The following is a 20,493-nucleotide window of genomic DNA, read 5'->3' on the forward strand; positions in this document are numbered from 1 at the left end:
TTATGGCGAGGTTGCGACAAATTTAATTCAAATTAGGTATTGGCACCTTTTTTGCTGACGAATCACTGTTCTGTAAACAAATACATGTGAAAGCGGCAAGTCACATCTTATTACTATGCCAAGGAGTACTAATGTTAAACCTAAAATCAATCTTCAGTCTGGCCATCATCGCCAGTGCCTTAACCATTTCGCCACTACAAGCACAAGAAGTGATTAAACTGGCGACCACTACCAGCACCGAAAACTCAGGCCTGTTAAAAAACTTGCTGCCAAAATTTGAGGCTGAATCAGGCTATAAAGTACAGGTTATCGCCACGGGTACAGGTAAAGCATTAAAACTAGCCCGCCAAGGTGATGTTGATGTCGTGATGACCCACGCCCCTGCTGCCGAAGCTAAATTTGTTGAAGAAGGCTATGGCATTATGCCTCGTGGCATAATGGAAAACGATTTTGTGATCTTGGGCCCTAAAAATGACCCTGCAAAGATCCGCAGCAGTAAGACAGCAGCTGAAGCCTTTGCTAAAATAGCCGAGTCTGGTGCAACGTTCGTGTCTCGTGGTGATAACTCTGGCACCAACATGAAAGAGCTTATCGTATGGAAAGCCGCAAACGTTGAGCCTAACTTCAGTGGTTATCGCTCAGTTGGTCAAGGCATGGGTAAAACCTTGCTTATGGCTAATGAACTTCAGGCGTACACCTTATCTGACCGCGGCACTTACGTCGCCTATAAGGCCAAGCTTGACCTAGCGATTGATTATGATGGCGGCGCTGCATTAGCCAATCCATATCAAATCGTACTGATTAATCCGGCAAAATACCCCGATCTTAATCACCAAGGTGCTAAGGCATTAAGTGATTGGTTAATCAGCGAAGAAGCACAAAATATGATTAACAGCTACACCGTAAACGGTGAGCAACTATTTAAGGCAACATATAGCGAATGAGTGAAGGCTGGTTAGCCCTTATACAGCAGGCATTAAGCCTGCTGTTTTCATTGGATCCTGATGTTTGGGCCATTGTAAGCGTCTCTTTTTCAGTTTCTTTTGCAGCACTGGCATTCACCCTGCTGCCATCACTGATCTTAGGCTTTCTGCTGGCTTTTGTGCCCTTTCCAGGCCGTTGGTTTGCCACCAATTTAATTCAAACGATTCAGTCAATTCCCACCGTCGTTATCGGTTTACTGGTGTACTTGTTGCTGACTCGCATGGGGCCACTAGGCGATCTCAGGTGGCTGTTTACCCAACCTGGGATGATCCTTGGACAGATGATGATTTGTGCTCCGGTATTAATCGCCATGAGCCAAGCCGCTTTTACCAGTGTAGATAAACGCGCATGGGAAACCTCGCGCACCTTAGGCGCCTCATGGTTACGCTCGGTATGGCAAATTTGCCGAGAATTGAAAGTGCCATTGTTAATGGCTATTGTCGCTGCATTTAGTCGCATTTTGACCGAAGTAGGTTGCTCTATGATGGTGGGCGGCAACATTGCCGGTGTGACGCGTAATATCCCCACCGCTATCGCGCTGGAAACCAGTAAAGGTGATTTCGCTCAAGCCATCGCCTTGGGACTGGTATTACTTATCCTCTCATTAGTACTCAACTTTACCCTGGGGACATTAAGAGGCAAAGCCGAGCCAAGGAGCCACTAATTATGGTAAAAGTGACGGCGAATAATATCGAAATACGTTTTGGCTCACGCCTACTATATCGCTTTGACAGCCTTAGCATCGCCCAGCAGCAAACCGTGCATCTGCAAGGTGATAATGGCTCAGGTAAAACCACCTTGATGAAACTGTTTGCCGGCTTACAAACACCAACCAGTGGCCGCATACAGGCCCATGGGTTTTCATCATCGCCTTGGTGGCGCCGCAATCCTTTACTAGGCAAAGCCGTATATTTACATCAACATCCTTACCTATTTGATGGCAGCGTTGCCTACAATCTTAACTATGTACAGCCCTTTTGCGAGCTCTCAACCCAAGAGATACGGCAACGTACAGGTAGCGCTATTGAGATGGCGCAACTGGGGCCACTCATGCAGCAGCAAGCTGCAAGCCTGTCGGGTGGCGAGCGTCAACGTTTGGCAATAGCACGCGCCTGGGTCATGCGGCCTAAATTATTGATGTTAGATGAACCCACCTCTAACATGGACATACTGTCACAACAATTAGTGCTCACTATGATAAGCGACCTAAAAACACAGGGAACGGGAATGCTGATCAGCAGTCACCAAAGCTGTTCACTCACCAGCCTGTGTGAACAAAGCTGGCAGATAGAACAGCAACAAATTATGGCTACCGATGCAGCATCGCCCATTGCGAGACTCAACCAACATAAGCGAGAATTACACTATGTCACAGCAAATTGATGCGGTGATCCTTGCCGGCGGAATGGCAAGACGCATGGGTGGTAATGATAAGGGCCTAGTTGAACTTAATGGCCAACCTATGATTAAACACGCCATTGACAGGATAAAACCTCAAGTTAAGGAGATCGTGATCAACGCAAATCGTAACCAAAATCGTTATGCTGAATTTGGTTACAAGGTATTGAGCGATGAAGACTCTGGGTATCTTGGCCCCTTGGCAGGCATGATCACCGCCCTCGGCCATACTCTAGCAGATTACCTATTAGTGGTGCCTTGCGATTGTCCTTTATTACCTAGGGATTTAGTGGCGAGAATGCTAGCGGCGATCGACGCCCAGCAGGCCGACATGGCAGTGGCCAGTGACGGTAAACGAGAACAACCCGTGGTGTTACTGATCAAACCAGAGCTGCGAAGCTCGATGAAGGCGTTTTTAGATGCTGGCGAGCGTAAAATTGATGTCTGGTACGCCCAACACAACTGCGCGGTTTGCGATTTTTCTGACCAACCCAGTGCCTTCGTCAACGTCAACACACCAGAACAAAAACAACTGTTGTCAGAGGCAATTGCCCAATCAATTTAGAGGTCTACATGAGCATAGCGTTTAATAATCCCCTGTCGATCCCCGTTCTCGGATTTTGTGCCTATAGCGGTACAGGGAAAACCACCTTGCTGAAAAAGCTGATCCCTGAACTTAATCGTCGCGGGATCCGTCTAGCGGTAATTAAGCACGCTCATCACGATTTCGACATCGATACTCCCGGTAAAGACAGTTACGAAATGCGCAAGGCCGGGGCGCGGCAGATGCTGGTGGCCTCTCACGTACGCTGGGCCTTGATGACTGAAGATTTAGTGGATGACGCCCCCGAATTACCGCACCTGCTTAAGCAGATTGAACAAGATAAGATAGATATCGTCTTGGTCGAAGGCTTTAAAAAATTAACCTTACCTAAAATTGAGCTGCACCGCGCCGCTCACGGTAAACCCTTTATCCATACCCACGACACTAACATTCAAGCGATCGCCTGTTGTGATGACACTCAGCTGCCGTCAGAACTGCAGCGACTCGATATCAATAATGTCGCACAGATCGCCGATTTTGTTATCCAATATGCAAAAAACTGGACACCGTCAACCACCCAGGTTCCGCTTCAAGCCGCGCCAGAGTGTGGCTGCGAAATGGACAGCAGCAACAGCTTATCCGTCAGACAAGGCGTGGATAATATCCTCTCTTTCGTTAAGCCCGTGACGCAAATCGAGTCTGTAGCCCTCGATGATTGCAGCAATCGGGTATTGGCCGAAGATGCCATTTCGCCGGTGGATGTACCGCAGCAGACCAACTCGGCAATGGACGGTTACGCTTTTAAATATAGCGACCCTATGTTGAGCCAATATCAGATTGTCGCCGATGTGATGGCAGGACACAGTTATCAAGGCCGCTTAAATGACGGTGAAGCTGTGCGTATTATGACTGGAGCCCCTGTACCAGAGGGCGCTGACACTGTACAGATGAAAGAGTTGGCCGATGATCAAGGTGATAAGGTAAGCTTTAGCGGTAATATCACCTTAGGGCAACACGTACGTCAAGCCGGTGAAGATATTGCCAAGGGTCGCACGGCTCTGGCCGCTGGGCACCGCCTACAAGCGGCCCATCAAGGCATGCTAGCGTCATTAGGTTTTGGCCAGCTGGCAGTGCACCGCAAACCTCGAGTCGCGGTTTTTTCTACCGGAGATGAGGTATGCCAGCCTGGTGAGCCACTAAAGCCCAATTGCATCTACGACGCTAACCGCTTCACCATTAAATCTATGCTGAAACAGCTAGGCTGTGAGGTGATAGACCTCGGGATCATTCACGATTCAGAAGCGGCCTTGGTGGAAGCGCTGCAAGGCGCGGCGCAACAGGCCGATGCCGTGATAAGCTCTGGCGGCGTGTCGGTCGGAGATGCGGACTTTATCAAATTAGCCTTAGCCAAAGTAGGCCAAATTAATTTTTGGCGTATCAATATGCGCCCAGGTCGACCACTGGCCTTTGGTCAAATTGGCGACTGCCTATTCTTTGGGTTACCCGGCAATCCGGTGGCCGTGATGGTCTCTTTCATGCAGTTTGTCCAACCTGCACTGCGCAAATTAGCCGGCGAGTCCGCATGGGCCCCCACACTGCTACCCGCCATCGCCGATTGTCAGCTTCGCAGCCGTATCGGACGCACCGAATTTAGCCGCGGCGTGTATCACTTGGGCGCCGACGGCAAGCTGCATGTCAGCAGCACGGGAGCTCAAGGCTCAGGGATGCTCAGCTCTATGGTCAAGGGCAACTGCCTTATCGTCATCGGCGAGCAGGATGAACAACTCGTCCCAGGCGACACTGTGTATATTCAGCCTTTTGCCGACCTGTTATAAGCGGTCATTATTTTAGCCGGGCCAGTGGCTATCCACCACACCACTGGCCGTTGTAGGTGAGCTTGTATGAGTTTGATTGTCGATACCTTTGGCCGCACCGTTGAATATTTACGCCTTTCAGTCACGGACAGATGTGATTTTCGCTGCGTCTACTGCATGAGCGAAGATCCCTGCTTTCTCGATAGAGAGCAGGTGCTGAGCCTCGAAGAGTTGGCGTGGATTGGCCAAGCCTTTACCGAACTTGGGGTCAAAAAAATTCGTCTCACGGGCGGCGAGCCTTTAGTGAGAAGCGATTGCGATCAATTAGTGAGCCTACTGGGTAAATTACCCGGCCTGCAAGAGCTGTCGATGACCACCAATGGCTCAAGGCTGACTAAGTTTGCCGACAAGATGCATCAATCTGGCTTAAATCGACTCAATATCAGCCTCGACACCCTTAAACCTGAGCGTTTTACTGAGCTGACGCGCAAGGGAAAACTGGATCGGGTGATCGCGGGCATCGATGCGGCTAAGGCTGCAGGCTTTAAGCGGATCAAGGTCAATGCGGTGATCCTGCGGGGCCAAAATGATGATGAGGTGCTCGACTTAATCGAGTTTTGCCGCACGCGCGAACTGGATATCGCCTTTATCGAAGAGATGCCGCTGGGCATTATCGACGAACGTAAGCAGAGCCGTCATTGCAGCAGTGACGAGGTGAAAGCCATCATAGAGCAGCGTTACCCGCTGATGCTGTCTAACAAGCGTACCGGCGGGCCGGCGCGCTATTACACCATGGCTGGCAGTGCCATTCATGTGGGCTTTATCTCACCGCACAGCAATAACTTTTGCCATGAGTGCAACCGCGTGAGGGTGACGGTTGAGGGGCGTTTACTGCTGTGTTTAGGCAATGAAAACTCGGTCGACCTCAAGGCGATAGTACGTCAATATCCTGGAGATATTAGCCGACTAAAGCAGGCGATTATCACTGCCATTAAGCTCAAACCTAAAGAGCATCATTTTGGCGGCGAGGATGATACGCAAATCCTGCGCTTTATGAATACCACCGGCGGCTAATGACCCGCTTAAGATAATGCCCTAGCGCTTTTTCGATGATAAACTCATTATCAGTATCGATAACAATTGAGTTAAAGCAACGATGGCATTATCTCGTAAAAAGTGGAATAACATCATTATCTTCGCCTCGGTGGCTATGGTGGCTATTCTCACCTTTTTAGACCGTGAGGCCCCTTCGCTCCCCGATGACGCTCAGCCGCTATTTGATAAAGCCGCGCCGTTACATCAATTGCAATATGATGATGTGTGGTTGAGCCAAGGTGGATTTTCATGGCAATGTGCGCCGCAGATCCTCAATTGCAGTCAGTGGAGCGATGCCTGGAGCACAATTTTAGTCTCACCTATCAACAAACTGATCCCGCCAGAATCGCCCCCCCATGAACTGGTGATTCAAATTACCAATATTGCTACGCCGCAGGTGTGGGTCATCTATCCCGAGGAGGGCCTGCTGAAATCGCCCGCTGGCAATTGGTATCAAATTCCTCCCAGTTTACGTGGCGCACTGGTGCCCATCATTAACGCTAGCCCAAAATAGAGAATACCATGCCTGAATTACCCGAAGTGGAAGTGACTCGCCAAGGCATTACGCCGCACCTTATCGACCAGCAGGTTACCGCACTCATTGTACGTAACCCGTCGCTGCGTTGGCCCGTGCCTGATATTGCCCAGCAAATTGTGGGGCAGACCATACGCCATATCCGTCGCCGCGCCAAATACCTGCTAATCGATACCGACGCTGGCACTACGATTGTGCACTTAGGGATGTCTGGCAGCTTAAGGATCGTATCTCGCTCGACGAAGGTTGAAAAACATGACCATATCGACTTAGTCATGGCCAGCGGCAAAATATTACGTTTTAACGACCCAAGGCGTTTCGGCGCTTGGCTATGGTGTGAGCTGCCTGAAGCTGCGCACCCTTTATTGTCTAAACTTGGCCCCGAGCCGCTACAAAGCGAATTTAATGTCGATTATTTAGCGCAAGCCTTGGCGGGTAAGAAAAAGGCGATAAAACTGTGCCTAATGGATAATCATATCGTGGTGGGGGTCGGTAATATTTATGCCAATGAAGCCCTATTTGCCGCCGGTATTCATCCGCAAACCGAAGCTGGGCGAATCGATAATGAACGCCTGACACTGCTGGTAGCTGAGGTGAAACAGATCCTCGCCAATGCCATTAAACAGGGCGGCACCACACTCAAAGATTTTACCAATGCCGAGGGTAAACCCGGTTATTTCGCCCAAAAATTGCATGTGTATGGTCGCGGGGGTGATACCTGTACCCAATGCGGTAACCTGTTAAGCGAGATTAAATTAGGCCAAAGAGCCACGGTCTTTTGTGGTTTGTGCCAGCGCCGTTAGGACGAAACACAAAAAAGGCTGACACACTGTCAGCCTTTTTATTACCACCAGCAACCTAGATTAAAAACGATACTCATAGGTGCCAAATAAAGTCGCATTGGTGTCGTTGTCGGCGCTCTCAAACTTCGACTGTGATACTGTCCCCCCGACACTCATCATGCCTTGCCAAAGGGGTAAACGATAGCTTAACTCCAGCATGAGTAGATCTTCTTTGGGCGGCTGCGGCGCCCACTCACCACCACGGTTAACACCGTCATTGTTAAGCTGAGCGTAACGTACTACCGACGTTAAACCATGACTATTGGCAAATTGACCAATCAAGCCAAGTACATAAACCTTGGCATCGCTATCATAAGTACTGCCTAATGAACGGCCGTAGTAACGTGAGCCACTTTGGTAAGTGCTATGTTCATAAAAGCAGTTAAATGCATTTTGATTTTCCCCGCAGGCGACCATGGTATCTGAATACTCAAAAAACAGCTTATATTGCTGATGGTCGAAATCGAGGCGGCTATCGACACCCAGTAGCTTGGCACAATCGGCTAAGTCCCACGGCATCGGGCCGCTAGAATCTTCGCAGGTACGCTCTAAATAGATGCCCACGGGAATATCAAACCAGGTGTCGGCATAACGAATATCGAAACCAGCCATTTGGTTGCCTGCTTTAGACTGCAACGCAGGATCGCAACTTGATTCACCATTGATACAGGTGGTATTGCCGGCAATCGTATCCCATAGGGTGGACAAACCACACTCTTGCCCCTCACCACAAAACATGGTCGTCCACGACAGGCCCATCTCGAGTTGGCGCAGCGGCCTAATGGTTCCGCGTAGATTCCATAATAAGGGGTTAGCAATCGCCCGCTCCTCTTCGAGCTCACTAATGCCGGTCGTGAAAGTCCATGGGCCAATCCATGATAACCAAGGCGTTTCAAATGCCGCGGCGTTATTACGACTGATCATCACCGAAGGGACGGGGCGAGCATTGTTTGACTTGTGCAACGCCGAGTCAAACCCAGGTCCCCACCACTGCCCTAGGGCACCGACGGTGACCATCCAGTTGCCAAACGCCATAGCAGCATAACTACCATCGAGACGAAACTCCTCTTCATCGAGTGGATCAAGAGTGGCGGTTGCGGCAAGTTTAAAGGCAAAACGCTCGCCCATATATTCATGGCTCGCCTGTAACTCAGCCTCTTCACGATAATCAGAGCCAAAGTGTTGGAACCTAGCGGCATCAGTGGCTGCCATCGCTTTGATGCTGGTGTTACCCCGGTTACCTACGGCGTTATTGTAATAAAAATTAACCCGCGTAAATGCATCCGCTAAGGCAGGACTTAACTTAGAGGGTTCGATTTTCTTCAAATCGACGCCAATCCCTGACCACATAAGCGGATAAGTATTAACCGGTACCGTTATCACCCCAGCATCGGCCAGCGCCTGAATATCGGCACGCAGGTAAATATCCGACACATCGACCCAAGGCGCACTGTGCACAACGGAGGCAAATAGCAGGCTGGTCGCAACCGCGGACGCGGCGAAATAAGCTTTGAGTTTATCGATGATCATAACGAATGATTTAATCCTTTGTTTCAAGCGCTTTGCTCACTGCGGGGTGAACAAACTGACTGACATCGCCACCATGCAATGCCACCTCTTTTACTAATGTCGATGAGATGAATGAATTCTCCTCGGCGGGGGTTAAAAACACACTTTCTAAATCACCACTTAGGCGTCGATTCATATTGGCCAGCTGAAATTCATATTCAAAATCGGATACGGCTCTCAAGCCACGCACCAAGACACTGGCACGCTGTGCTTTGGCAAAGTCGACCAATAACCCACTAAAGCCAACAACTTCGACATTATCTAAGTGAGCGGTAACTAACTTCACCAGCTCAACACGCTCTGCCAAAGTAAAACGCGGTTGCTTCGAGGGGTTCGCGGCAATACCGATAACCACATGTTTAAATAGCTTAGCGGCCCGCTCTATGAGATCGGCATGGCCATTAGTGATAGGGTCAAATGTTCCTGGGTAAATCGCTTTCGTGTGCATAATGAACTCACTTTAGCTCACACCGTAATGGCGCATAGTGTAACGATTTTATCCGCTAGAATGAACCAATCTTTTTGAGCTGCATCTCCAGCAAATGGAGACCTCACCCCGCGCTTGGTTACTACTGCTATCACTGACTTAAAATCCCGATATCCATACCAAACAGATTAAGCTAACTTAATCAATTTCCCTGAATAAACTTAGATCACGCCAGCATATCTAGTGCTTAAAACGCAGATCAAAGCCGTTATAATTGTTATACTGCTGCAAATTTTATCCTGTCTCAGGCGGTTCGAGAGTGATAATCACGAACAAGACAGGGGTTCGCTTGACGTAATAAACTGTAGTTGGTTGATTTTTATATGATAAAAAGAGTATTGCTGATAAAACACGACAAGATAGGGGACTTTGTCCTCACTTGGCCGTCTTTGTATCTACTCAAAATGGCATTACCCCAAGCCAGCATTGAAGTATTTGTATCTCCAGCAGTCAAAACCTTTGCCCAAGCGTGCCCTTATATTGACCATGTCATCGTCGATAATGGCGACGACGCCGCCATCAGCCAACAATTTGCCGAGCGCCAATATGATGCGATTTTAGTTTCATTATCTGAGTGGCGCACCTATAAGCTTATCCGCCATTTAGATGTGCCTTACAAGCTGGCTCCTAAGCACGCTTGGTTTCAGTATCTTTATCGTCATAGAGCCAATGTCACCTACCGTAAAGATGAGCCCTGCTGGCGTGGCAGCTGCATGCTTGTTGAGCACTTTTTACGTCATCACGGCTATCCTATCCCTGCATTGCCCAAACAATATTGGGATATGAGTCAACACAGACAGCAATGGCAGCAATATTATGGTCAACAAGGTAATGAGTTATTAATTTTTGCTCATGCTGGTACTGGAGGCTCTTCTGGTGCTTTAGCGCCAGCAGATTTTGCTGCCCTGCTGCGGAAGATAAATCAGCAGACTCAACGAGATTGCAAGTTTGTTCTCACCTTTAGTGGTGACGAAGAGGTGCTGGCGCAAGCAATTTATGACAACTTACGCCAAGATGATATTAAAGTGGTGCTGGCTAAGCCACTGCCCAGCTTAGCCGACTTTGCAGAGTCCATCGTCGCGGCGGATATGTTTATCGCGGGCTCAACCGGGCCCTTGCATCTAGCCGGCTTACATGACGTCCCCACAGTGGGCTTTTATGCGGGTAGACGCTCAGCACCCAAGATACGCTGGCAAACGTTAACCCAAAGCCACAAACGTTTAGCGTTTACCCCACCGGTAGGCAAACGAACCGGCCGTAATATGGCGCTGATAGATTTTGATGCCGCCGCCAACGAAATCGCGGCTTTTTTAGATACTCATTACGCGGATCAGCAATAAGCAATCGAGCTTCATCATTGCGCTTATCCTTAGATTTGCTAAAAAATTTGGAAGAATAATATGATAGTAGTGACAGGTGCAGCAGGATTTATTGGTAGTAACTTGGTCAAGGCCCTTAACGACATGGGCCGCAGCGATATTATCGCGGTAGACGATCTGACCGATGGCACAAAAATGTTCAATCTGGCCGATTGTGAAATTGCCGATTATCTCGATAAAGATGATTTTCTTGCCAAAATAACCAGTGGCATGTTCGACAACCAACTCGAAGTGATTTTTCATCAAGGCGCGTGCTCTTCTACCACAGAGTGGGATGGCAAGTTTATGATGACCAATAATTATGAGTATTCTAAGGTGTTAATGCACTTTAGTACCCAAAATAACTGCCAGTTTATTTATGCCTCATCGGCATCGGTTTATGGCGGCAGTGACAAGTTTATCGAGCAGCGTGAGTTAGAAAAACCACTTAACGTTTATGCCTATTCTAAGTTTTTATTCGACCAATATGTGAGAAGACAAAACGTTAATACCCAAGTCGCTGGCCTGCGTTACTTCAACGTTTACGGACCTCGCGAGCAACACAAGGGTGGCATGGCCAGCGTAGCTTTTCATTTTAATAATCAGATCAATGCTAACGGCATCTGTCGTCTGTTCGAAGGCATCGATGGTTACGACAATGGTGAGCAATTACGTGATTTTGTCTATGTTGAAGATGTGGTAAAAGTTAACTTGTGGTTATGGCAAAACCCCAGTATTTCAGGGGTATACAACTGCGGTACCGGCCAAGCACAGAGCTTTAATGATGTCGCCAACGCCGTTATCGACTATCACGCTAAAGGCCAAATTGAGTACATCCCCTTCCCCGATAAGTTAAAAGGCGCCTACCAGAGTTACACCCAAGCCGACTTGACTCAACTACGGGCGGCAGGCTACACAGACGCGTTTAAGACTGTTGAGCAGGCCGTGCCTGAATACCTAAACTGGCTTAAAACACAGCATTTCATTGGCCAATGATCTGCCTGTTCACCGTACCTAATTCTGCAACATGGACACAATGATGAAAAAAGCTATTTTCACTCTTGCTATTGGCGATGACAATCCGATGTATCGTGCGGCGTTACTGAGCTTTGAGCTGTATGCTAAAAAAGTCGGGGCCGATCTCATTGTATCAAAAGAGCTGCATTACCCGATCACGATTAGCGAGCCTAAACATACTGCAAGCCCTGCATGGACAGAAAAGCTCTATATTAAAGAGCTACTTAAAGAATATGATCGGGTTTTATATGTCGATGCCGACATCATCATAACCCCAGATGCTAACAATATTTTTGAGGTGTACGATGACCTCGAAACCCTGTATCTGTTTAATGAAGGTGAGTTACTCGAACGCCAACCAGTTATCGATAAAATTACCCACATCATGGGTGACCTACCCAATTGGCCTCAGGTTAATCAACGTCCTGTGTACTACAACTTAGGCTGCATGCTGATCTCAAAGCAGTGCCCTTTATTTGAAATTGCACAGTTAGATGATTTACAAAAAATATGTAATCACATTAAGTATTACGAGCAAACCTATGTTAACTATCTTATTCATAGAGATAATTTAAAGCATCAAAGCATTTCTGCCGAATTTAACAGAATGGATGTATTAGGTCTCGATGGTTACAAGCAGGCTAGCTTTATTCATTATGCTGGACGAGGATATACCAACTCATCGCTAAAGCGCGAAGTAAGGTTTATCAATGACTTCTGTGAACTGTTCGACCAGCACCTTGATAGCGAAATGCTAGCAGATCTGCAACAAGCAGGATGGCAGCTGTTTATCGATAAAGCGCATAAACGCTATAAATTGCCCAAACCAATTATCAATGCGCTAGCTAAAAGCTTCGTCACCATCTAACGAATAAGACAGATCATCATGCTGAAATACAAAGTATTTGTGATTAACTTGGCCCGCTCGCCAGAACGTATGGCTCGTATAAGCCAGCAGTTAGCAGACGCCAACGTCCCCTTTGAGCGCATCGAAGGAGTCGATGGTAATTTGCTCTCAGATGCCGAGATTGAACAAGTATCACCGGCCGCTTTAGTCAGAAAACATTATTACAGAGCACTAAATAAGGGCGAAGTCGGCTGCAGTTTAAGCCATAAAAAAGCCTGGCAACAGATAGTCGATGACCAATTGGATTTCGCTTTTATTTTAGAAGATGATATCGATCTTGAAAGCAACTTTGCCGATGTAGTCGAGCTGATGGCTGGGCTACCTCACGCCAACTGGGACTTTATTAAACTGTATCCGTTACGCAAGGGAAGTCCTAAAAATATTCGTCAATCGGTTGCTTATCGGCAACACCAATTTATTAGCTACCATAAGTTTCCTCTCAGCGCGGTAGCGCAGGTGATTAGCCATCAGGGGGCAACTAGACTATTGCAACACATGCCCTATGTGGTGCAACCGGTCGATGGTCATTTAAAATCGTGGTGGTCACTAGGTATCTATCCATTTGGTTTAATTCCTTATTGTGTCTCGGTCGATTTACAAGGACAATCAGATATTAACCCGACGGGTGGACTAGAGAAACTCCCACAACGTCGTCTGCATAAATTATATTTAAATTGGCAACGTGCCTTTATGCGACTGGTGTCTACGCCCAAATTAGATAACGCTTTTAGCTTATTTAGTAAAAGCCTGAAGTAAGGATTTATGTGGCTGCTTTAATTAATCACTCAACCTTACAGGGCGCCAAGCGCCTTCTATATATGACTCATCTCGCCATTGGTGACTTTGTTTACCAAGGCGTGTGGTTACGCGCTTTAAAAGCAAAATACCCACATTTAACCATCGACATTTGGTTTGACGATTGCCGTACCAAACCCCATGACTGGGCTACAGGACGTAATAAGATTTTAGGGGAGTGGATTGACGCCATTGGTGACTTTAACGAAACCTACCCCATTGTCAGCAACCTAGATGAACGCCAAGCGGCCATCAAGCGTGCCCAAGGTAAGCAATACGATACGATCGTCTTTATTGGTAAAAATAGACCCGAGCAATTTGCCAAAATTGCTCGACAAATTTCGCCAACCGCCACCATAGTCGCCTCCAAAAGTGGCAGCCTTCTAGGTACGATTAAAGGCCACCAATACTTTAAAAAGCTAGATGCGACCTTTAACTACGATAAGCTTGCCAGCAATAGCCAACATGTCACCGATCTTTACCGTCAGTGCTTTAACATCGCCTTGGGATTGGAAGCCAAAGATCTGCTTGATGGCAAAACCCAGCTTAGTATCGATATCAAACCTCAATACCGCGACAGCGTAAAACCACTTATTACAGCGTTAACCGATAACGATGCTGATAAGTTAGTGGTGTTTATCAACCACCTCTCTACCGCAACCAAAAAAGACTACCCTTGGGAGCAAGTCAAAGCCCTGCTACTGCAACTCAATCACCAATTTAACAATCTGGTCTTTGTCATTAATACTCCGCCAGATCAGCTACGTGCAGTCGAAGAGGCGATCAGTCAAGATGTCGTTTTGAAACCATTGCCCATACTCACCTTCACAGCACTTAATAACTTTTTCGAGCTACCGGCATTGATTGGTCTGTGCGATATCGTGATCAGTGTCGACACTGCAACCGCGCATTTAGCCGTTTGCATGGGCAAACCACAAGTGACTATCATGGCGAGCGATTTTAAGCTGTGGCAACCTTTAGGCGATAGCCTAGTTTTAGAGGGTAAGGGTAAGGCTAAATCTGTGACGCCAGAGCAAGTTTGTAAGGCGTTTTCATGCCAAGTTGAAGCTCATTTTAACGGCACTGGCAAGTATCAGCCCCGTTAACCCACTGGTCACTAAACACAGGCGTAGAGCGTTACCATCCAAGATGAGACTCTACGGTCTCACTGAGCTTAAGTACATGTATTATTTGACCATTCTGAATAGCTAGCGTGTGGGGTAATAATGATTAAAGCACGCCGCTAGAGGATAGTGAGTTTGATTGATCCGACTCAGATTGCACATCACACAGGGTCAAATAAGCCTGAGTTATCTCAGCTATTGCCACACGATCAAACATATCAATGTGAGTAATATCGGGATAAGCCATTAATGCGCTATCCATGGCTTGGCTCAACGCCACAGCATCTCGTCTCGGCACCAGATATTGGGCTAACCCCTGAGTTAAGATCTCATCGGGCCCATGAGGGCAGCGGGTACTCACCACTGGCGTGTTACAAACAAGCCCTTCGAGCAGCACATTACCAAACCCCTCATAATCAGAGCTCAGCACCAGCAATTTGGCTTGCTTTATCCAAGGAAACGGGTTGGCCTGAAAACCGGGGCAGATCACTCGGTCGGCGACGCCATGCTTTTTAGCCAATTTAAGCGCCTTTTTCGGATTATTACATAATAGGACTAACGGCAATGGCTGGCGCATCTTGGCTAAGGCTTTAAATAAAATATCGTGACGTTTCTGCTTAGCCACTCGTCCGACATGAATAAGATAATTGCCTTGAGGAATGTCGCTATTCTCCTCGTCGGCTCGCGCACGGATCTGCGCAATATCAAACGGATTGTAGATGGTACGAATTGAGGCGGGGCTTACTCGCTTCGATTGCACAATTTCACGCTCAATCCCTTTGGACACAGTCACCAAGTGCTGACCATTAAGCGCTTTTTTAGCTCGTAGCATATTAAAATAAGCCAAGGGACCTAGCTTTAATTGGCGGGTTAACTCCTCTTCAATCGAGTTATGGATCACGCAGTAAAGCGGAGTGATGTTGGCCTTGGTAAATAATAAATTGGTCTTATCTAAATTGGATAAAAACAGATCGAATTGACCAAACTGATCGATAAGCCCCTCTACCCATTGCTGCACTTGGGCCACAGAATGACGCAGGCGCCATAGACTATCGATCTGTTTCTGCTCTGGCGAGAAACAAAAATGCACTGGAATATCATCAGGTAACTGGTAGTCACAATTAGGCATTAGCACTAAGAGGTGAGGCTCATGACCTAGTTTTTTGAGCTGAGCCGCGAGAGTTAATACAATTTTTTCTGCTCCGCCACCCGCTAAACTGTCTATGGCGATGCCAATACGCTTCATTTGCACAAGGGATATCCTAGTAAGCGGGAAATTTCAGCCATACAAATATCTAACCCTTTTGCCTCTGCTACTTGCTGCATCTGCAGAGTTAATTGCTTGGCGGTATCCTCTTGCAGTAATCGCATGATCTGCTCACTCATGGCTCCAACTTCAGGGTCACAGCCAAGCGCCAAGTGTTTTGCAGTGCACTGCTTTATACGGCTAGGTTGATCTTTCGATACCGCCACGGCTAGCGTAGGCACGTTCAGTGCGATCGCCTGCAACAGCGTATCTCCCCCACTCAATACCGCCGCCTTAGCGCCATCAAGTAAATTAATAAAATCATCAGTATTGAGCTGCTTAATGGCGGTAACCCCCTCAAACTCAGGCAAGGCTTTAGGGTAATTCGGACCAAACACCATCAAACTTGGCACGCCAGTTTGCTTAAACACCGCCAGCGCCGCCTGCGCAAACAGATCGGCGGCTAACCCACCTTTCAACTTATGCCCACCGGAACCGGCACTGTAGAGCAGATATTGCTTAGGGTTAACCTGATAGAGTTGCTGCAAAGCCGCTTGCTCGGCTTGAGTGGGGTTAGCGAAGATTGAACCAGTAAAAATAGGCTGCTCACGTTTAATTAAATTTAGCTTGAGCTTATCCAACCAATTAATATCGCCAATCACAAATTCAGGTTGCACAACCCAATGACTGTCGGTCACCAATGCGCGCTCAATCCTCATGCCTCGAGCCCGCTTGCGGCGATGCTGGCTGATAAACACCACCTTTGCCCCATGTAAATTGGCGTGTTTAAGCTGGGCTTTGCGACCCGACGCATCAAAAATTACCACATCGGGCTTAAATTGCGTGATCAGCTGATTGACGGCGGTGATATGTTTTGTCGGTGTGTCATCGACTAAATGGGCACGATAAGGGCAAGACTGAGCATATGGAGCATGACTATTGAGCACAAATTCAACTCGGGCATTAGGCCAGCGTTTACACACCTCATCGGCGACAATTTTTGAGCGCATATACTCTCCAATTCCCTCTTCGGAGGAAACTGGGACAAACAGAAATTTTGGCGCTATCGACATTCACTCTATCCCTATTGCTTCACCACGTAAGCAACCCTTAAGATGCTGGGTACCTAGTTATTATGACCCACTGCAACTTGCCTAAGTAAGCACTGCGCTCGTCAGTTTATCATTAGTGACTTAATCGTTGCGAGAGCTGATTAAAGCGGGCAAGCACGCTCTCGACACTAATCATCTGCATCAGCTGGGCACCTTTTGCGCGAGTGCCCCAAGCCACATCCCCCGATGTTTGTGCCTTGACGGCTTCATCATAAACACTCACGACTAAATCTAAGCAAGTATAGGGGCCTGTGCGTCTAGGATTAGAGTGCGCATACAAACCGATCACTGGAGTGCCTTGAGTGACAGCCATATGAGCTGGGCCGGTGTCGGGCGCAAGTACCATAGAGGCCTGTTTGAGCACGGCCAATAATTGCGTTAAAGAGGTGTGCCCGACTTGATTATCTAACTCATGCTTGGCAAAGCCTTGAATTGCATTCGCTAAGTCTCGCTCTAACGCTGTCGGCCCGCCACACAACATGACGTGATAACCTTGCGCGACCGCATAATCGGCAACCGCGGCATAACGTTCGGGTAGCCAATTACGCTCGGCTTTACTGGCTGCAGGGCAGATAACTAAGGTGCTTTGGCCGCTGGGGATCAAATTTTGGGCAAATTCAGTATCAGAGGCTGGGACTGGAATATTCCACGATGGCTGTAAATCGGTTACCCCTAAAGCTTTAGCAAACCCCATAAAACCGTCTAACACATGGGGAGTCGCTAACGGCGCAACCCGCCGATTGGTCACCAACCATTGGCCCTCTTTAGCCCTAGCGCGATCGAATCCCAAACGGTATGTTGCGCTAATGGCCAATGAAGCAATCGTTGCCCTCAGCGCCACCTGCATATGCAACAACACATCAAAATGCTGCCTTGCTAAGGCACGCTTAAGATTAAGATAACTTCGCCAGCCTTGTGACTTATCGAACACCACAAACTGCACCCCAGGTAGATGCTTAAGCAATTGATATTCCACCTTACCTATCACCCAAGAGATCTCAAGATGAGGATATTGCCGCTGGATCGCCTGCACCATGGCTACGGCATGACACACATCGCCAATGGCCGATAAACGAAGCAAACATAAAGAGTGGGCGGACTGTAAATTTAAGCTCATAAGATTTCAGGGTTCACTGGGATTAATAGCCGTTAAAGATCCGCAACGAGTTTAATGTAGAATGCCGCTAGGTTCCATGTTTAGCCCCTAAAACAGCGGAAATAGCCTTAAGCGCGCTATTTGCCCTGTAGCCAAAAGATCCAAGGGATCGCATTGGTAGGCGCCCCAGACAGCCAAAGAGTATGGCGGCGTATTTTGCTTGCGCCCTTTATTCCCTATATAACCTGACAATTTTCCGCCTATATAGCACTCTCTACAGGCTCACAATCTGGCTCACGGAGATCAAGGCAAGTGATCGCTTGTCCAAGCTAGGAGAGAAGAATATCAACACTGTGATTCAAGCACTTAAACAGTCGGTGAAACAGTTCTGCTCGACACTGAAGATCAGTTACAATTAAGCCATTCGCTTAATGCCATCAGAGTTAGCTTATAATTTTATGCAAATCAAACGTACCGACGCCGGTTATATCGCCTTTTGTGAGCCAGAACTTAAACCCATCACACCCGATTGGTTTACCTTTGACTATTGGCAGGATCTGGGTGACATCACGGGATCTTCAACTGGCCGTTACACCACTTGGTTTGTCGACCCACAACATATTACCCGCCACAAGAAAGCTCAGTGGGTGCTTCGCCACTACTATCGCGGCGGCGTGATGGCAAAATTCAGCCGCGACAGCTACCTATATACTGGACTCAAGCGCACCCGTGCTATCGCCGAATTGACCTTACTCGAACAGTTGTTTAACGAGGGCTTTGCGGTACCTAAACCCGTCGCAGCGCAAATTCAGCGTCACGGTATGCATTATCGCGGTGATATCATTATTGAACGCATCGAAGGGGCACAAGACTTAGTGGCTCAGCTATCTCATGCTCCCATGACAGACGCCCAGTGGCAAGCCTTGGGTAAGCTTATCGCCACATTCCACCAGCGCGGGGTTTACCACGCCGATCTTAATGCCAAAAACATTTTAATCGGCAATGACAACTTCACCTTGATTGATTTCGACCGCGGTGAGCTGCGCACGCCCTCGCCCAAATGGCAGCAGGCTAATCTAGATCGCTTATTACGCTCCTTTAACAAAGAGAAGACTAAACTCGCCACGCTGCATTTTAACGACCACAATTGGCAGCAGTTAATGGCAGGCTATTCACAAGCATAAACCAAGGGCATTACGCACAAGCTGATAAAGATAAATAGACGTTAACATGCCTCGGTACTCGACAAGTGATGCAGCATTACTGGTCGAGCAAACCACACACCAGCGCAAATTGGGCAGCAAGCGCACCTTTATTGTCTTCCACCACTTTAAGTCCGGCCTCCCTAGCAAGCAGATACGCCTCTTTGTCATCAAATTTATCCACTAATTGCAGTGCCAAGTCCTCGGACGATTTCACCACGGATAAGGCACCTGCTTCTTGTAGCATGAGCGCTATTTCGGCGAAGTCCCTGAAATTAGGCCCCACGTAAACAGGCAGTCCCATGGCAGCAGGTTCGAGCGGATTATGGCCACCATTTTCAATAAGCGTGCCCCCGACAAAAGCCTGATCTGCGGCGCCATAGAAACTGAGTAGTTCTCCCATGGTATCGCCCAGCAACACTTGGGTATCGGCATCAACCTTGTCTGCTTGGCTGCGACGCGCCAGCGTTAATCCCGCAGCTTTAACGCGACTTGCTGCAGCCTCAAACTGCTCAGGGTGCCTTGGCACCATGACCAACAGCGCATGAGGAAAGCGGATCAATACATTTTTATGCGCCGATAACATGGCGTCAAACTCCCCCGGATGCACGCTGCCAGCCACCCACACAGGTACTTCTAGGCGTTGCCACTCACTACGCAGCAGCCTTGCCTTGGCGATATGCTGCTCACCAATGGTGAGATCGAATTTCAAACTACCTGTCACCTCAATTTTGCTGGCTGGCACCCCCAAGGCGATAAAACGCTCTGCGGTTGACGGCGACTGCGCCGCTATCACATCTAAGGCCTGCAACATGGGGCTCACCAGCTTACGCCGCTGTTGATATTGCTTGGCCGACTTGGCAGATAAACGCGCATTGGCCAACATCAACTTAACACCACGCTGTTTAGCCTGATGCAGTAAGTTAGGCCACAACTCGGTTTCCATAATAATGCACTGTTTAGGCTGCACTTGGCTGAGAAAGCGAGCCACACATAGCGGCAGGTCAAAAGGGAGGTAGCAATGTTGCACTCGGTCGCCAAACGCCTTAATGACCTCTGCCGACCCTGTAGGGCTGGTGGTCGTGACGGTGAGAGTCAGATGCGGATACTGAGTCAGTATTTTATTTATCAGTGGGATGGCCGCAAGGGTTTCTCCCATTGACACCGAATGGACTAACAGATCGGTAGCCTGTAAACGACTTAAGCCAAAACGCTCTGCCCAGCGGCCTCGATAAGCGGGACTTTTTGCAGCGCGAAACGTCAAATAAAGCAGCAGTAAAGGAGAAAGCAGATATAACAGAGTTGAATATAAGATTCGATTCATAAAAGTGTGCGCTTGATTGCATTTTGTTTGCTTAGTTGCCGTAA

20 protein-coding genes are annotated in these 20,493 nt (G+C 48.1%); 14 read left to right on the forward strand and 6 right to left on the reverse strand.

Features of this window, described 5'->3' with window-relative positions:
- The first annotated feature begins 131 nt into the window (after nt 1-131).
- From DN599_RS14945 to mutM, 8 genes are all read left to right on the forward strand, one after another.
- Entirely contained in the window at nt 132-944 is an 813-nt protein-coding gene (locus DN599_RS14945) for an ABC transporter substrate-binding protein (RefSeq protein ID WP_110458379.1), read from the forward strand.
- Nucleotides 941-1,648, forward strand: a complete 708-nt coding sequence (locus DN599_RS14950) for an ABC transporter permease (RefSeq protein ID WP_110458380.1) — start codon at nt 941-943, stop codon at nt 1,646-1,648. The genes DN599_RS14945 and DN599_RS14950 overlap by 4 nt, the downstream gene beginning before the upstream one ends.
- Nucleotides 1,649-1,650: 2 nt before the next feature.
- A complete protein-coding gene (locus DN599_RS14955; RefSeq protein ID WP_110458381.1) occupies nt 1,651-2,367 on the forward strand; it encodes an ATP-binding cassette domain-containing protein in 717 nt (238 codons plus the stop codon).
- The gene (mobA, locus tag DN599_RS14960; RefSeq protein ID WP_110458382.1) at nt 2,351-2,947 is read left to right on the forward strand and encodes a molybdenum cofactor guanylyltransferase MobA; all 597 of its coding nucleotides are present in this window, start codon (nt 2,351-2,353) and stop codon (nt 2,945-2,947) included. The genes DN599_RS14955 and mobA overlap by 17 nt, the downstream gene beginning before the upstream one ends.
- Nucleotides 2,948-2,955: 8 nt before the next feature.
- Nucleotides 2,956-4,761, forward strand: coding sequence for a bifunctional molybdopterin-guanine dinucleotide biosynthesis adaptor protein MobB/molybdopterin molybdotransferase MoeA (locus tag DN599_RS14965; RefSeq protein WP_110458383.1), 1,806 nt, complete (start codon nt 2,956-2,958; stop codon nt 4,759-4,761).
- A 66-nt stretch (nt 4,762-4,827) separates the two neighbouring features.
- On the forward strand, nt 4,828-5,814 hold the full coding sequence (gene moaA / locus DN599_RS14970) for a GTP 3',8-cyclase MoaA (RefSeq protein WP_110458384.1): 987 nt from the start codon (nt 4,828-4,830) through the stop codon (nt 5,812-5,814).
- Between the two features lie 82 nt (nt 5,815-5,896).
- A complete protein-coding gene (locus DN599_RS14975) occupies nt 5,897-6,349 on the forward strand; it encodes a hypothetical protein (protein WP_110458385.1) in 453 nt (150 codons plus the stop codon).
- Nucleotides 6,350-6,357: 8 nt separating this feature from the next.
- Entirely contained in the window at nt 6,358-7,173 is an 816-nt protein-coding gene (gene mutM, locus DN599_RS14980; protein WP_110458386.1) for a bifunctional DNA-formamidopyrimidine glycosylase/DNA-(apurinic or apyrimidinic site) lyase, read from the forward strand.
- 60 nt (nt 7,174-7,233) lie between these two features.
- Here the strand turns inward: mutM and DN599_RS14985 are convergent, their stop codons facing one another.
- Nucleotides 7,234-8,742 carry a capsule assembly Wzi family protein gene (locus DN599_RS14985; protein WP_110458387.1) on the reverse strand — a complete coding sequence of 503 codons (1,509 nt, stop codon included), beginning with the start codon at nt 8,740-8,742 and terminating at the stop codon, nt 7,234-7,236.
- A 10-nt stretch (nt 8,743-8,752) separates the two neighbouring features.
- On the reverse strand, nt 8,753-9,229 hold the full coding sequence (gene coaD, locus DN599_RS14990; protein WP_110458388.1) for a pantetheine-phosphate adenylyltransferase: 477 nt from the start codon (nt 9,227-9,229) through the stop codon (nt 8,753-8,755).
- A 362-nt stretch (nt 9,230-9,591) separates the two neighbouring features.
- Between coaD and DN599_RS14995 the strand changes: the two genes are divergently transcribed.
- The 5 genes from DN599_RS14995 to DN599_RS15015 are packed head-to-tail and all read left to right on the forward strand — an operon-like array spanning nt 9,592 to nt 14,451.
- On the forward strand, nt 9,592-10,608 hold the full coding sequence (locus DN599_RS14995) for a glycosyltransferase family 9 protein (RefSeq protein WP_110458389.1): 1,017 nt from the start codon (nt 9,592-9,594) through the stop codon (nt 10,606-10,608).
- A 60-nt stretch (nt 10,609-10,668) separates the two neighbouring features.
- Complete coding sequence (gene rfaD / locus DN599_RS15000) at nt 10,669-11,622, forward strand: ADP-glyceromanno-heptose 6-epimerase (RefSeq protein ID WP_110458390.1); 954 nt, start codon at nt 10,669-10,671, stop codon at nt 11,620-11,622.
- Between the two features lie 43 nt (nt 11,623-11,665).
- Nucleotides 11,666-12,511, forward strand: a complete 846-nt coding sequence (locus DN599_RS15005; RefSeq protein ID WP_110458391.1) for a glycosyltransferase family protein — start codon at nt 11,666-11,668, stop codon at nt 12,509-12,511.
- An 18-nt stretch (nt 12,512-12,529) separates the two neighbouring features.
- Complete coding sequence (locus DN599_RS15010; RefSeq protein WP_110458392.1) at nt 12,530-13,306, forward strand: glycosyltransferase family 25 protein; 777 nt, start codon at nt 12,530-12,532, stop codon at nt 13,304-13,306.
- An 8-nt stretch (nt 13,307-13,314) separates the two neighbouring features.
- Entirely contained in the window at nt 13,315-14,451 is a 1,137-nt protein-coding gene (locus tag DN599_RS15015; protein ID WP_110458393.1) for a glycosyltransferase family 9 protein, read from the forward strand.
- 124 nt (nt 14,452-14,575) lie between these two features.
- On the opposite strand, the gene DN599_RS15020 is transcribed toward DN599_RS15015, so the two are convergent.
- From DN599_RS15020 to DN599_RS15030, 3 genes are all read right to left on the reverse strand, one after another.
- Nucleotides 14,576-15,715, reverse strand: coding sequence for a glycosyltransferase (locus tag DN599_RS15020; RefSeq protein WP_162599223.1), 1,140 nt, complete (start codon nt 15,713-15,715; stop codon nt 14,576-14,578).
- Nucleotides 15,712-16,788 (reverse strand): hypothetical protein, encoded by a 1,077-nt coding sequence (locus DN599_RS15025; RefSeq protein ID WP_110458395.1) that lies wholly within the window; start codon nt 16,786-16,788, stop codon nt 15,712-15,714. Before DN599_RS15025 ends, DN599_RS15020 begins: the two co-directional genes overlap by 4 nt.
- 112 nt (nt 16,789-16,900) lie before the next feature.
- Nucleotides 16,901-17,944 carry a glycosyltransferase family 9 protein gene (locus DN599_RS15030; RefSeq protein WP_110458396.1) on the reverse strand — a complete coding sequence of 348 codons (1,044 nt, stop codon included), beginning with the start codon at nt 17,942-17,944 and terminating at the stop codon, nt 16,901-16,903.
- A gap of 437 nt (nt 17,945-18,381) precedes the next feature.
- Here DN599_RS15030 and DN599_RS15040 point away from each other — a divergent pair, with 437 nt between their 5' ends.
- Complete coding sequence (locus DN599_RS15040) at nt 18,382-19,107, forward strand: 3-deoxy-D-manno-octulosonic acid kinase (protein WP_110458474.1); 726 nt, start codon at nt 18,382-18,384, stop codon at nt 19,105-19,107.
- A gap of 76 nt (nt 19,108-19,183) precedes the next feature.
- On the opposite strand, the gene waaA is transcribed toward DN599_RS15040, so the two are convergent.
- Nucleotides 19,184-20,449: a lipid IV(A) 3-deoxy-D-manno-octulosonic acid transferase gene (gene waaA, locus DN599_RS15045; RefSeq protein WP_110458475.1), complete on the reverse strand. Its 1,266-nt coding sequence runs from the start codon at nt 20,447-20,449 to the stop codon at nt 19,184-19,186.
- Nucleotides 20,450-20,493: the final 44 nt, after the last annotated feature.

The organism is Shewanella algidipiscicola, assembly GCF_900380485.1.
Taxonomy (GTDB): domain Bacteria; phylum Pseudomonadota; class Gammaproteobacteria; order Enterobacterales; family Shewanellaceae; genus Shewanella; species Shewanella algidipiscicola.

Bases quoted from the DNA above. Each gene is read 5' to 3' on its own strand.
- DN599_RS14945 (WP_110458379.1), top strand. From the start codon at position 132: ATGTTAAACCTAAAATCAATCTTCAGTCTGGCCATCATCGCCAGTGCC.
- DN599_RS14950 (WP_110458380.1), top strand. From the start codon at position 941: ATGAGTGAAGGCTGGTTAGCCCTTATACAGCAGGCATTAAGCCTGCTG.
- DN599_RS14955 (WP_110458381.1), top strand. From the start codon at position 1,651: ATGGTAAAAGTGACGGCGAATAATATCGAAATACGTTTTGGCTCACGC.
- mobA (WP_110458382.1), top strand. From the start codon at position 2,351: ATGTCACAGCAAATTGATGCGGTGATCCTTGCCGGCGGAATGGCAAGA.
- DN599_RS14965 (WP_110458383.1), top strand. From the start codon at position 2,956: ATGAGCATAGCGTTTAATAATCCCCTGTCGATCCCCGTTCTCGGATTT.
- moaA (WP_110458384.1), top strand. From the start codon at position 4,828: ATGAGTTTGATTGTCGATACCTTTGGCCGCACCGTTGAATATTTACGC.
- DN599_RS14975 (WP_110458385.1), top strand. From the start codon at position 5,897: ATGGCATTATCTCGTAAAAAGTGGAATAACATCATTATCTTCGCCTCG.
- mutM (WP_110458386.1), top strand. From the start codon at position 6,358: ATGCCTGAATTACCCGAAGTGGAAGTGACTCGCCAAGGCATTACGCCG.
- DN599_RS14985 (WP_110458387.1), bottom strand. From the start codon at position 8,742: ATGATCATCGATAAACTCAAAGCTTATTTCGCCGCGTCCGCGGTTGCG.
- coaD (WP_110458388.1), bottom strand. From the start codon at position 9,229: ATGCACACGAAAGCGATTTACCCAGGAACATTTGACCCTATCACTAAT.
- DN599_RS14995 (WP_110458389.1), top strand. From the start codon at position 9,592: ATGATAAAAAGAGTATTGCTGATAAAACACGACAAGATAGGGGACTTT.
- rfaD (WP_110458390.1), top strand. From the start codon at position 10,669: ATGATAGTAGTGACAGGTGCAGCAGGATTTATTGGTAGTAACTTGGTC.
- DN599_RS15005 (WP_110458391.1), top strand. From the start codon at position 11,666: ATGAAAAAAGCTATTTTCACTCTTGCTATTGGCGATGACAATCCGATG.
- DN599_RS15010 (WP_110458392.1), top strand. From the start codon at position 12,530: ATGCTGAAATACAAAGTATTTGTGATTAACTTGGCCCGCTCGCCAGAA.
- DN599_RS15020 (WP_162599223.1), bottom strand. From the start codon at position 15,715: ATGAAGCGTATTGGCATCGCCATAGACAGTTTAGCGGGTGGCGGAGCA.
- DN599_RS15025 (WP_110458395.1), bottom strand. From the start codon at position 16,788: ATGTCGATAGCGCCAAAATTTCTGTTTGTCCCAGTTTCCTCCGAAGAG.
- DN599_RS15030 (WP_110458396.1), bottom strand. From the start codon at position 17,944: ATGAGCTTAAATTTACAGTCCGCCCACTCTTTATGTTTGCTTCGTTTA.
- DN599_RS15040 (WP_110458474.1), top strand. From the start codon at position 18,382: ATGCAAATCAAACGTACCGACGCCGGTTATATCGCCTTTTGTGAGCCA.
- waaA (WP_110458475.1), bottom strand. From the start codon at position 20,449: ATGAATCGAATCTTATATTCAACTCTGTTATATCTGCTTTCTCCTTTA.